This window comes from Desulfatibacillum alkenivorans DSM 16219, from assembly GCF_900142135.1.
Taxonomy (GTDB): Bacteria; Desulfobacterota; Desulfobacteria; order Desulfobacterales; family Desulfatibacillaceae; genus Desulfatibacillum; species Desulfatibacillum alkenivorans.
In genome coordinates, this window is the sequence record NZ_FQZU01000002.1 from 323,586 (window position 1) to 336,404 (window position 12,819).

Sequence of the window (12,819 nt, forward strand, 5' to 3'; positions counted from 1 at the left end):
GACATGACCTTGTCTCAGCAAAAGGGATAAAGGATCTCACAAATGATGTTGAGATAAGGATCGCGTCCCCCTGAAATCCGTAACGAGGCAGCCATGAAAACTATCGGATTATTAGGCGGCATGAGTTGGGAAAGCACGGAAACCTATTATCGGCTGATCAACGAAGGCGTCAAAAAGGCGTTGGGCGGGTTGCATTCCGCCAAAATCGCCATGGTCAGCGTGGATTTTGAACCCCTCGAAAAATGCCTGCAAACGGGCGACTGGGGCCGGATTTCCGCTGAACTTTGCCGCGCCGCCAAAAACATCCAGGCGGCCGGGGCGGATTTTATGCTCATCTGCACCAACACCATGCACAAAGTCGCCCCGGACATTGAAGAGGCGGTGGACATCCCCCTGCTGCACATCGCGGACGCTGCGGCTCAGGCCCTGGTGAAGGACGAATATTCCAAAGTCGGGCTGCTGGGCACGGCGTTCACCATGGAGCAGGATTTTTTCACGGGGCGTTTGGCCCGGGATTTCGGTCTGGAGGTGGTCATCCCTAAAAAAGGGGATCGGGAGATTGTGAATGATATTATCTTTCAGGAGCTTTGCCTGGGCCAGGTCTTGAATCAGTCCCGCGAGGAATACGCCGGAATAGCAGCGGACCTGGCCGCTCAGGGCGCTCAGGCCATCATCCTTGGATGCACGGAAATCGGCATGCTTCTGGATCAAAAGGACGCCCCGGTTCCCCTGTACGACACCACCGTCATTCACGCTCAACAGGCCGTGGCTTATGCGTTGAAAGGCTAATATTTCAATGCCCAGGTTTTCAAAATAACTGCAATCATCACGCAGCCTCCCTCTACGGGGACGCGATACTTATCTCCACGATCCTGCTTAACGAACTTTATGGTTGTCGAGGAGATAAGTTCATGTCCCCAGAAATCCAGGCCGTGGCCTATGCGCTGGAGGAAGGCTAGGAGGCGCTATTATTCCGACGCCGCCGGCGGCAGATAAATTTCCATGCCGTCCCTTGCAACGTCGATTTCCCCCCTAAATATATCGTCCATGCCTTTGACAAAGATGCGCTCGTGTATGAAGCCAGGGTCAATGGGCGGTATGACATGCGTTAGAACCAGCCGCGAGACGCCCGCCTCCATTGCGGTGCGTGCGACATCCAGGGAATCCGTGTGATGGGCAGAGGCTCCCCGGTAATGACCGGCCTTTTCGTGATCGCCGTATTTTTCCTCCAGAACTGCGGCTATGGCCTCCAGCATCCTCATGTTCACGGCTTCATGGATCAGGATGTCCGCGCCTTTGGCGCATTTTGCCATGTAGGTCATTTTTTCCGTATCCCCGCTGATGACAACAGCCTGGCCGCCGCACTCGATCCGATATCCGTAGGACGGAAAGCAGGCGTAATGGTCCACCAGAAAGGCTTTGACTTTCAGCTTGCCGCTTTCGCTTTCATACACGGTTTTCAGCTCTCCCCATCCGAAATCCGGGGCCGTCCCGGCGGATTCCATGTCCGGCAAAGGATGGGGTATGGCGAAACCCATTTCCCACGGCGCCGACTCCCTGGTTTGCACATTGCCGTTGCGCTCCATAACGTCCGGCTCATAAGCCATGGAAATTCCCCGGAGCACGTAATCAATGCCCGGAACATAGTCTTTGGGAGCTTTGGGAAAATCCGGCTTTCCCAACTCAAAGACCCTGCGATTGTCCGGGACGCGCCCCGTGGTGAATGTCCCGGTCTGGTATTCCTGGGAAGTTGGCGGATACAAAGTATGGGAGAGCTTGTTGCTGTCGTCCGGGCCGTAAACGCGTAAAGGCCCGGTGCGTCCGGCGATCCATGTCGCGCCGATCAAGCCCCCCAGTCCGGCCATGTGATCCGAATGGAGATGGGTGAGGAACACCTTGTTTATCTTGTGGATTGGATATCCCCAGGCCGCCAAGCTCCTTACGCCGGCGCCTCCGTCGTCAAAGATGAGGAGCTCTCCGTTGGCAATGACGGCGATGCATTGAGCGCCTCTGTCTTTGGACGGAACAGGCACGCCCGTGCCCGCAAATATAACGCGAATGCCGGGATCCTTTAAAATATCCATCCCATGGTGCTGGGCCTCCAGCTTTTTTGCGATCACGTGCTTTTGAATGGCGTTTTCCAGATTGAAGGCGAAAGAAATCGCAATCAAAAAAAGAATGCCGAAGAGCAGACCCGAAAGCCATTTCAGGCGCGAAATTGTTTTAGGCATGGGCATGTTATTTCCCCCCTAACTGCAGATGCCAGGGTAATTTCAATAAAACACGGACCCGGCGCAGACGTTTATGGCCTGGCCCGTATTGCAGGATGCCTCGTTCGAGGCCAGGAAAACGGCCATGACCTTTGCGCCGTTTTGGGCTAATGCCAGGGCGACGGCCCGGCCTATTCCCCGGCCCCCGCCTGTCACCACCGCAACGCGATCTTTTAGTTTCATGATGTATTCTTCGTACATCCTTGCTATCCTCGTTCCCATGCTTTGCGTGGGAATGCATATAGAACTATATGAAATTATATATATTTCAATAAATATAGCGCCATCAGAAACCCGAAATCAATATGGATTCAGGCGATGTCATTCGTCCGCCGGCCTTGCCCAACTTCCGCATTCCATCCAGGCCGCACCTCATGTCGCTTCGCAACCCAGGCAGGATACTGCTCTGCCTGGGCTACCCAAAAACGCAGCATGATAAGCGCTGCCTACGGATTTCAGGGGGACACGGTACTTATTTCAGGAAGCCAGTTTCTTTATCAACAATCTCCGTGCAGGAAATAAGTTCATATCCCCGAAATCCCTGCCAACCCAATGGTTTTCGAACGCCTTAAAAGGCCGTCATCCCGGCAAGGGCGGGTCCGTTTTTCAGGATCCGCCCGCAAGCCGGGACCCTGCGTCTTTCCTTATCGCGCGAAGCGCCATTGAAAAGTTTTTGATCAAACTTTTTACAAAAAGTTTGCCGCCGGAGGCAGGCCCTTAAGCCGTTACGCTGTCCTCCGTTAAATTTGGGCCAGGCCTTTGGCCTTGCCCTTGAAACGGTCGATTTTCTTGTCCAGGCTGGGCGTGTTGATCCACAGTTCCGGGTAATGCTTTTCGCGTCCTGCGGTGGGGTTGACCGTGCATTCCAGCCAATGGCTGATCATCAAATTCATATAGCAGCGCTGGCAGCGGACGCACCTGACGATGTCCTTTTCCCGGCCTTCCTTGACCTTGGCGGGCCAGAACGGATCGGCGATGGCCTGACGCCCCAGGGAGATAAGGTCCGTATGGCCTGTGCGCAGGGCTTCGCACGCAGTTTCGGGCTTGATGTAGTTGGGGGTGATGACCGGCAGGCCTCCGGAAGATTCCTTGAAGCCGGGCGCCCAGCGCAGGAAGTCGTTTTCTCCGTCCGGGGCGAAGGCCGCGCCCGGGTTTTCGTAGCTGCCCTGAGAGATGTTGAAGAAGTTGGCGCCCGCCGCCGTGCACCATTCCACCACCTTTTTGACTTCGTCGTGGGTGATGCCGCCGGGCATGAGGTCATCGCCGGAAAGACGAACGCCGAAGGCCTTGTCCGGGCCGATTTTCTTGCGGGTCTTCTCGATGATGTTCAACAGGAACCTGGCCCGGTTTTCCAGGCTTCCGCCGTATTCGTCGTGGCGCTGATTGGACCGGGGGGACAGGAAGGAATGCAGCAGATAGCCATGGGGCGCGTGCACTTCGATTCCGTCGTATCCCAGCATATAGGCGTCGTTGGCCTGGACCGCGAACCTGTCTTCCAGATCCACAATCTCCGGGATGGTCAGTTCCCGAGGCGTGTCGCCCAGCATCAAATGCACCGTGTCCGGCGATACTTCCATCATGCCTTTAATCAGCAATTCGCGGGCTTCGGCGTATTCTTCGTCGTTCATTTTACGGAATACGTCGAAATCCGGCACCAGTTCAGACAATGCCGGGCTGATCCTTTTGGTTTGCTTTTCCCAGCCTTTGTTCAGGTTGCGGAAGTCCACCCGCAGGGGGATGGCGGAAGGCGCCCCGGACGGGCAGTCCGGGGATTCCACATGGGGATGGCCCTGACGTCCCCAACCCGGGCTGAGCTGCATGAAGATTTTGCAGCCGTTGTATTCGTGGATCAGTTGCACCATTTCGCTGTGATACCGGTAATAGCGGTAATCCGAAAACATGGAAGGATTGAGGATTTCAGAGCCGTTCCATCTATGCGGGTTCATGACGCAGCATTCGGTGATGATCAGACCGAATCCGCCCCTGGCCCGGGTGGCGTACCAGGCTGTGTTTGTATCCGTATGATACCCATTGGGACCGGCCAGGCCCGGATTCATGGGCGCCATGGCGATCCTGTTTTTTATGGTTACATTCCCGATTTCAATGGGGTCGAAAAGTTCTGAATAAGACATGGAGTTCTCCTACTATGGGATGTTAGTTATGATTTGGATATGCGCCTTTTGCTGGGGTCTATGCCCATGAGCCTGGCCAGGTTGCCGCCGAAGATTTTAGCGCGGTCTTCTTCCGTAATGGCCGGATAGCCGTATCCCGCCTGCATGTCTTCGGGAATCTGGAATTCGCGCATGCCTTTGACGGCCGCTCCGACCTGGGTGCCGAAGCCGGCGTAGTCCGAGCCCCAGATGATTTTGTCCGGCCCCACCCAGCGCAGAGCTTCGCCGATGATGTGGGCGAACTTCCTGGGGGCGCTGAACGCCCAGGGAATCAGCAGGCTCAGGCATACATAGACGTTGGGATGGCCCATGGCCACCATGTTCAGGTCGTCGCAATAGGGGTAGCCCATGTGGAAGGCGTTGATTTTCAGGTCCGGGAAATCCCGCGCCACGTCATCCAGATAAATGGGCAGGGCGTATTTGCTTTTGCCCGGCGGCACCCAGCAGAATCCCGTATGGATGTCCAGGACAATGTCCAGCTCCTCGGCTTTTTTGTAAAAGGGCCACAAATCCGGGTCATTGATGTACGTGTCTTCCGGCGGATAGAACTTGAAGATTTTGGCGCCTTTTTCCTTAACCCAGTATTCCAGCTCCCAAATGGTGTTTTCCACGCCCTTGAATTTGATGGGAGAGACGTTCGGCTGATACATGAAGCGGTCCGGGTTGGATTCCACCACCTTGGCCATTTCGCCGTTGGTGCACCAGCGGCTGGTGTATCCCGTGGTATCCATCATAGATTCGGGCAGCAGGCAGGCCACGTCCACCCCGTATTTATCCATGGCCTTAAGCAGGGAGTTGGGATCGGAGGTTTTCAGCAGCTCCCATTCCTCCACTCCTTCAAAGGCTTCCGGCGGCATGCCGATGGTCAAGGGGCGGTGGATGTTGTCTATTGCCCGCCACCACATCTGAACGCCGGGAAAATGGTTGACCGCGTCCATGTCTCCGATGAGATGCGGCTCCGGGTCGATCTTAAAAAAATCGTCCATTACGAATTCCGTTGCCATAGCTGCCTCCTGAAATGCGTGTTGCATAAGTATGGGGTTGATTAGCCGATGCTCCGGTCATGGCCGGTCCAAAAGGCTTTTTTAACGTCTTTGCGAAGGATCTTGCCTACGGGCGTTTTGGGCACGGCGTCCCAGAAAGCGATGTCCTTGGGGCATTTGTAACCGCCCAAATACGCCTTGCAGTGCTCTATCAACTCCTCCGGGGTTGCGGTCTGGTCCGGCTTGAGCACCACCACCGCCTGCACCCTTTCGCCCCAGCGGGCGTCCGGGGCGGAAACCACGGCGCATTCCAAGACGGCCGGGTGGGCGTAAAGCACGTCTTCCACTTCTTTGGGGTACACGTTTTCGCCGCCGGTGACGATCATGTCCGCCTTCCTGTCCACCAGGAAAAGATGCCCTTGCTCGTTCATGCGGCCCATGTCGCCGGTGTGATACCAGCCGTCTTTAAGCACCTTGGCGGTAAGCTCCGGGTTTTTCCAATAGCCCCGCATGACGTGCTTTCCTTTGGCTGAAATTTCCCCGATCTCTCCGGGAGGCAATACGCGGCCTTCTTCGTCCGTTATTCTCACCTGGGCGCAAAGGGACGGCTTTCCGGCGCTCACTAAGAGCTCCGAGCCGGGGCCTTCCAGAATATGCTCCTCCGGGCTCAGCCCGGTCACGGCGCCCCCAGCCGTTTCCGTAGCGCCGTATCCCTGGGCGAAATCCGCTTTGAATTTTTTCATGCACTGCTTAAGCACTTCAGGCGGGAAGGGACTGCCTGCGTAGGACAGCAGCCTGAGGCTGGACAGGTCGTAAGCGTCCACGTTGGCAAACTGTAGCAGCCATCCGTAAATGGTGGGGACTGCGTTCATGTGCTGGCATTTTTCGTCCTGGATGATCCGCAGGATTTCGTTGAGATCCGGCTTCCGGTTTATAGCCACCTTGCCCCCGGCCAGCAAAAAACAGAACGCAGGCCAGAACGAAACATGGAATAAAGGAAGCACAAAGCACGTGGCCTCGCCGGGAGCGATGGGATACTGCAGATTGGCGCTGATTACGCCGGTCAGGATGTTCCTGTGGGAAAGCATGACTCCCTTGGGAAGCCCGGTGGTGCCGCCTGTGTACATGAGGACCGCCAGATCGTTTTCATCCACGTCAACCAGCGGCTCCGTGGATGGGGCCGTCTGAATCAGATCCTCGGCGTACGTAATCTCCTGAACCCGTTTCTCCAGGGTGACAAAGATTTTCACCCCGGGCATCTGATTCATCAGGGCGTACACTCTTTCTTCGTAGCTTTCGCCTGCAAAAAGGATCATGGCTTCGGAATCGTTAACAATATGGACGATTTCCGGGTCGGACAACCGGAAATTGAGCGGCGCCGTGACTGCGCCGATTTTGGCCGCGGCGAAATACAGTTGCAAAAAAGCGGCGCTGTTCTCTCCGATCACGCCGACTTTGTCTCCCTGTTTGACTCCCAGGCCGGTGAGTGCATTGGCGAGGCGGTTAACCCGTTCCTCCAATTGTTGATAGGTAAGGCGGATGTCCTCAAAAACAACGGCTTCGAGTTCCGGATAAAGAAGGGCCCCTTTACGGGGAATGTCGCCTAAGGTGTACATGGCAGGCTCCTTTTTAAGCCCAGGATTTGGGCAGTCCTTGGAACTGCATGAGCATGTTCTTGCTCATTTCGTTCGAGATGGGAGAGAATTGAAGTTGGTAGGCGTCTCTCAGATAACGCTGCATGGGGTATTCCATGCAGATGCCGTAGCCGCCCATGATCTCTGCGCCGAAGCGTCCGGCGTGCAGGGCGCCCTCGGAGGCGACCAGTTTGGCCATGGTGGCTTCCAGGTGGTAAGGCTTGCCCTGATCGCACAGCCAGGCGGCTTTGTAAGTGAGGTTGCGGGCGTTTTCCAGGTTGATGTACATGTCCGCCAGATAATGCTGCAGGATTTGGAACCGGCTGATGGGACCGCCGAAGGCATGGCGCTGCTGGGCGTATTGAAACGCGTCCTCATAAGCGGCGGCCATGAGGCCCACGCCCATGACGGCGCAGCCGATGCGCTCGGGGTTGAGTACTGTCAGCATTTCGTACCAGCCGCCGTTGCGGGTTCCAATCAGGTTTTCCGTTGGGATTTCCACGTTGGAGAATGTGATGCCCACGGAGTCGCAATGATGGCAGCTAATCTTGGGAATGCGGGTGATCGTAATGCCTTCGGAATTGGACGGAACCAGGAATATGGAAAGAGATTCGCTGGGCTTGGCGTCCATTTGGGTCCGGCAGATGGTGATCATATAGTCCGAGGCGTGGGCGCCGGTGATAAACACCTTTTCGCCGTTGATGACCCAGCGGCCTTCCTTTTCCTCGGCAGTGGTGGATATGGCGCCCAGGATGTCCGTGCCCCCGGCAGGCTCGGTCAGGGCCATGCACATTTTGGCTTTGCCCTCGCCAAGAAGCGGCAGGTATTTTTCCTTTTGCTCCTTGGAGCCCAATTCTCCAATGAAGCGGGCGCCGAACCCTATGGAAGCCCCAACAGCCAAAGCCACGGACATGGATGCCTTGCAGATCTCTTCATAGGAGATCATGGAATCCAGTACGCTGATGGCCTCGCCGCCGTATTCCTCGGGAATGTAGGCTTGAAAAATGCCTATCTCCCGAAATTTTTCCCACAACTCGCCGGGGGGAAAGTCCACGTTTTCGTCCATCCAGGCCACATACTCCCTGCTGAGTTCCTTTTTGCAGAACCGGGCCATTTCCTTGCGGATCATTTCCTGTTCTTTTGAAAAGCCGTAATCCATGCGAATATCTCCATATGAAGTCCGCACGGCGCGCGCCGCGCGGTTTGATATTGTTTGTTGATTTGGTTAACCGCTTTGCAGCTTTTGCGTTTTTCCGTCAAACGGCCCCTCAACGCGCTGCGGGAAGCGTTATTTGGAATCGGAAGCCTTGTTGGCCTCTTTTTGCTGCTGGGTTAAAAGCTCCGGGCTTTGCCGAAACTGGTCCATAACCGACTGGATGTCCGGCGCGTAGGTCAGCCACTGGATGCCGTTGCGCTCCACGGCCAAGGCTGTTTCCAGGTCGCAGCCGTCAATGGACCGGCCCATGACTTCCTTGGCCATGCGCAGGGCGATGGGCTTTTTGGATGCGATGTTGGCGACCACGGCCTCGAATTTTTCCTCAAAGACGTCGTCCTCGAACACCCTTGTCAGAAATCCCATTTCGAACATTTCCACGGCCGAATAATCCTTGCGGCCGCTGTACACGATTTCCCTTGCGCGGTAGATGGGCAGGCTTCGGATGATGCGGGCCGTGCCTCCCCAACCGGGCAGAATGCCCATGTTGATCTCGGTCAGCCCGAATTTGGCCGATGCTTTGGCGTAAATCAGGTCGCAGCACAGGGCCAGCTCCAAACCGCCGGCCAGGCAGTGGCCGTCCACCTTGCAGATGACCGCCTTTTCGCAGCCGGTAATGGCCCGCTGCACTTCCAGCCCTTCGTGGGCCAGCCAGTCCAGGCTGTTCTGATGCACGGCCAGGGAAGGGAAAATATCCAGGTCTCCGCCCGTGCAAAAGGCCTTTTCTCCGGCGCCGGATAGAACCACAGCGCCTACCGCCGAGTCTTTCCGCACGCTGCGAAAGGCGTCGATGAGCTCGTCAGCCATTTCGCGATTGATGGCGTTGTATTTGTCCGGACGATTCAGGGTGATCCGGCAAAGGGCCGGATTTGCCTCGTCGACTTCGTAAATTATGGTTTGATATTCCGTCATGATTCCTCCCTCCGGAAGCATTCGTCTTTGCCGGCGCACGCCCTTCATGAAAAAGGGGGGCGGCCGGGGGACGCCGCGAATGCGGGCGCGAACGTTCCCCGGTCGCCTGGAGAGAAGACCATGCCTGGCGAGTTTTGCGCCTTGGTTGCCCGTATAATTACAATAACGGCGGCATGTGGGGGCTGCCGTTCCGGGGACTCGCCAGTAGGCCTCTCTCTTTATCTTTGCGCCTACGCCTATGCGTTAAGGCCTACGATTTGACCGGCCTGAAGTAAGGCAGGAAAAAGTCGTCATTCAGTTTACGCCACGTCACCTTCACCTCCATGCCTATGGAGATGTCCTCGGGATCGCACTCCACAATGCGGGTCATCATGCGAACGCCTTCGGGCAGATCCACAAAAGCGATGGTGTAGGGAAGATCCTCCCAGAACCTGGGCTCCACCATGTCGTAAGCGGTGGAAAAGGAGTAGACCACGGCCTTGCCGGAGGATTTGATCCAATCCAGGTTTCCGCTCCAGCATTCGGGGCAGTATTTCCGGGGGTAGAAGATGTTGGCCGCGCAATCCATGCAATGCTGGACCAGAAGTTCGCCGTTTTTGGCGGCTTCCCAAAAGGGGCGGCTCCAGGGCTGCACGTCAGGCAGCGGGCGGGTCATGTCGATGCTGTTTTCCGTATTACTCATTGGGCTCCCTCCCCCAGATGGTTACAATGTTGTTAAAACCCGAGCCGCCCGCCGTGTTCTGGTAGACGTACCGGCAATCCTTCACCTGCCGCTCTCCGGCTTTGCCCATGAGCTGGCGCGCCGTCTCCACGTACATGGCGGAGGAAACGCCCGAACCCGTGTGGCCGCGGCCGGGAGCGTCGCCGATGGTGGACCAGGGGATGTCGCCGCCGAAGGACATGCGTCCTTCCAGGAAACACTGGCCGCCTTTGCCCTCGGGCGCCACTTCCAGGGCTTCCGCCATGATGGGGTGGGCCAGGGGGTAAGCCAGGTAGCAGTTCCAAATGCTGACATCCTGCTTCTGGATGCCGGCCTGGGCCATGGCTTCCTTGGCGGTGACCTTAAAACCATTCGTAACCTTGTCGGAATCCCTCACAACCGTGGTGCCGGAAAAATACCGGGCCGATTCGCCCAGCTTGTAGGCCGCGGGCTTGCCCAGTTTTTTTGCGCGCTCGGCCGAAACCACCACCATGGCGCATCCGCCGTCGGCCAGCACATTGGACTCCCTCTTGTGCAAAGGCGTATTGATGATGCTGGACTCCAACACCATCTCGGGCGTGGGAACGGGCTTGCCGTAAAATATGGAGTTGGGGTCCAGGGTCGCCCAGCTCCTCAGGGCCGTAACTACAGAGGCCATTTCCAGGGGAGAGCACCCGCTTTCGTGCATGAATCGATTGGCCATGAGCCCCATGACGATGTTATAGGTGGTCCCGAAAGGATACTCCCATTGCAGGTCCACGCCCGCCTGACCGAAAAAGGCGATGAGTTCGGGGACGGAAATGGTGGAATGCACGGTCACGTGGTTGACCAAAACCGCGTCGGCCACGCCCGATTCGATGTACTGCCCGGCCAGACGCAGGCAGTTGGACGTTCCGGCGCCGCCTGCGTTCACAATGCAGCAGTCCCGGCAACCTTCCAGGCCAAGCTCTTCCGGGAGCTTGCCGAAGGCCAGTTCGGACGTGAGCCGCGGCTGGGCCTGGGGGCTGGTTGTGATCACCCCCTGGATGTCGTTTTTATCAAGCCCGGAGTCGTTCACCGCATCCATGCATGTGTCGTACAGGATGTCCCAGGGCGTTCTCTCTGGCATTATGCGCGTGGGAACCTCGCCGATCCCTATAATGGCTATGCCTGATTTGCTCATACGGATGTCTCCTTTCGCCAATGGATCCGGCCTGGTTTTTTTTTGTTTTTAAGAGGCCGGAAGTTCTGGGGGCGCTTTGGGGGGGGCGCCCTTGTTGCGACGTTCCCCTCATAACTACAGTTATGAATGAATAGTCATTTTTAGAGTGGACTAGACCGCCTCCGGCGTCAACAAAAAAAACGCCCCCCTTCCAGGCGATGAAAAATATTCAAAACTGTATACTTATGGCTTTTCCTTGTAGATTAAAGTCCTATCTCGCTGAATGGACGGTTTGAATATTCAGAAAAAATTGTTTTTTCTTGACTTGCAGAGTGAATATATATAGTTGGACAATAGTTTTGGGGGGGATGAAACCAAAAATAGAACCTGGAGGCCGGCGTTCGCCTGAAAATTCAGCCCGCCCTCCGGACCCTGCATTAAAGGATTATTGATGAATAAAAAGCCCTATATGCGCATCAAGGAATTGATCGAAAAATCCGGGTGCTCCCGCACCACCATCCATTATTATCTGAGAAACGGGCTCCTGCATCCGCCCCTTAAGACCGGACGCACCATGGCCTATTACGACGACTCCCACCTGGAGCGGCTGGAGCAAATCCGCAAGATGAAAAGAGAGATGCGCCTTCCCATCGACTTTTTGCGCAAGGAACTGGAAAAAAGCGATCCCCATCCCCAGGAGGAAGAGGCGCCGCCTCCCCGGGAAGAGGCGCTGGAGGCTCTGCCTGAGGAGGCGGACCCGCGCCTTCAGCGCAAGCTGGAGATCACGGAAAAGGCCATCGAGGTTTTTTCGGAAAAGGGATACCACCGGACCAAGGTGCAGGACATCACCCAGGCCGTGGGCATCTCCACCGGGACTTTTTATTTGTACTTTCCCAACAAGCGGGATTTGTTCGTGGAAGTGGTCAACGACGTGATCCGGAAAATCCTGGGCGGGGCGGCCCGGGCCATCAAAAACGAGACGGATTTAGCGGAAAGACTGCGCTTGCGGGGGAGGGTCTTTTTTGAAAATTACCAGCGCTACAACGAAATCCTGCATCAGCTTCGGGCGGAAATGGCGGGGGAGGACAAATGGCCGGAGCAGGCGGTCCGGAAAATCTACCACGACCTGACCACGCCCATTATCCGGGAGGTGCAGCAGGCCATTGACACGGGCGTCATCACCCCGCCCATAGACCCGGATCTGTTCGCCTACGCCCTCACGGGGCTCATTGAAATGCTGTCCCTCCGGGTCACCATGGACGATAAATACGACATCACCGCCGTCCAGGCCTTTATCGAACAGCTGTTGGCCGGCGTTACCTTTAATCCTGAGCAGGGAGACAAGGCATGAAGGATAAGCCTGTTCTTTTGACTCAACCTCCGGAAGGATACGCAGATTGGCTGGCTGATCTGATACCAAGTTGCGTTCAAAAAGGTAAGAATATTTCAGGAAAAAATCAAAAAGACGCTGGGTCCCGGCTTGCGGACGATCCTAAAAAGCAGGATCGCCCTTGCCGGGATGACGATTATTTGCGGTAAGCGAAAGAGCAAAGGGCGCTTGAAGCCCTTTTATGAGGATGCCGGGGGCGGCCTCTCCCCCTCTTTGTCCGGCATGGCCGCCGCTCTCCGTCATCCCCGTGGAGGGAGGGCGGCGGGATGATTGCGGTTGTTTTGCAATCATCGTGACGCAATCCCGGAAACGGGGACCCATCGTCTTTCCCGAATAGCGCCGGGGTGTGGATCCAAAGCCCGGAAAACGAATGAGCAAATTACTCAAATGACAGCAACTTGGTAT

Annotated in this window: 11 protein-coding genes; 2 read left to right on the top strand and 9 right to left on the bottom strand. The window is 56.2% G+C overall.

Going from position 1 to position 12,819, the window contains the following annotated elements:
- Positions 1–93 precede the first annotated feature (93 nt).
- Positions 94–789, top strand: coding sequence for an aspartate/glutamate racemase family protein (locus tag BUE18_RS03445; protein ID WP_073472835.1), 696 nt, complete (start codon positions 94–96; stop codon positions 787–789).
- A gap of 179 nt (positions 790–968) precedes the next feature.
- On the opposite strand, the gene BUE18_RS03450 is transcribed toward BUE18_RS03445, so the two are convergent.
- From BUE18_RS03450 to BUE18_RS03490, 9 genes are all read right to left on the bottom strand, one after another.
- Positions 969–2,231, bottom strand: a complete 1,263-nt coding sequence (locus tag BUE18_RS03450; protein ID WP_170868250.1) for an MBL fold metallo-hydrolase — start codon at positions 2,229–2,231, stop codon at positions 969–971.
- 42 nt (positions 2,232–2,273) lie between these two features.
- Positions 2,274–2,471 carry an SDR family NAD(P)-dependent oxidoreductase gene (locus BUE18_RS28605; RefSeq protein WP_073472839.1) on the bottom strand — a complete coding sequence of 66 codons (198 nt, stop codon included), beginning with the start codon at positions 2,469–2,471 and terminating at the stop codon, positions 2,274–2,276.
- 539 nt (positions 2,472–3,010) lie between these two features.
- Positions 3,011–4,402 (bottom strand): oxidoreductase, encoded by a 1,392-nt coding sequence (locus tag BUE18_RS03460; protein ID WP_073472841.1) that lies wholly within the window; start codon positions 4,400–4,402, stop codon positions 3,011–3,013.
- Between the two features lie 26 nt (positions 4,403–4,428).
- A complete protein-coding gene (locus BUE18_RS03465) occupies positions 4,429–5,445 on the bottom strand; it encodes an amidohydrolase family protein (protein ID WP_073472843.1) in 1,017 nt (338 codons plus the stop codon).
- Positions 5,446–5,486: 41 nt separating this feature from the next.
- Positions 5,487–7,040: a long-chain-fatty-acid--CoA ligase gene (locus tag BUE18_RS03470; protein ID WP_073472845.1), complete on the bottom strand. Its 1,554-nt coding sequence runs from the start codon at positions 7,038–7,040 to the stop codon at positions 5,487–5,489.
- Positions 7,041–7,053: 13 nt separating this feature from the next.
- A complete protein-coding gene (locus tag BUE18_RS03475) occupies positions 7,054–8,217 on the bottom strand; it encodes an acyl-CoA dehydrogenase family protein (RefSeq protein WP_073472847.1) in 1,164 nt (387 codons plus the stop codon).
- 129 nt (positions 8,218–8,346) lie between these two features.
- Positions 8,347–9,183, bottom strand: coding sequence for an enoyl-CoA hydratase/isomerase family protein (locus tag BUE18_RS03480; RefSeq protein ID WP_170868251.1), 837 nt, complete (start codon positions 9,181–9,183; stop codon positions 8,347–8,349).
- Between the two features lie 250 nt (positions 9,184–9,433).
- Positions 9,434–9,865 carry a Zn-ribbon domain-containing OB-fold protein gene (locus BUE18_RS03485; protein ID WP_073472850.1) on the bottom strand — a complete coding sequence of 144 codons (432 nt, stop codon included), beginning with the start codon at positions 9,863–9,865 and terminating at the stop codon, positions 9,434–9,436.
- The gene (locus BUE18_RS03490; protein ID WP_073472852.1) at positions 9,858–11,045 is read right to left on the bottom strand and encodes a thiolase family protein; all 1,188 of its coding nucleotides are present in this window, start codon (positions 11,043–11,045) and stop codon (positions 9,858–9,860) included. Before BUE18_RS03490 ends, BUE18_RS03485 begins: the two co-directional genes overlap by 8 nt.
- A gap of 430 nt (positions 11,046–11,475) precedes the next feature.
- Between BUE18_RS03490 and BUE18_RS03495 the strand changes: the two genes are divergently transcribed.
- Complete coding sequence (locus BUE18_RS03495) at positions 11,476–12,375, top strand: TetR family transcriptional regulator (RefSeq protein WP_073472853.1); 900 nt, start codon at positions 11,476–11,478, stop codon at positions 12,373–12,375.
- The last annotated feature ends 444 nt before the right edge of the window (positions 12,376–12,819 follow it).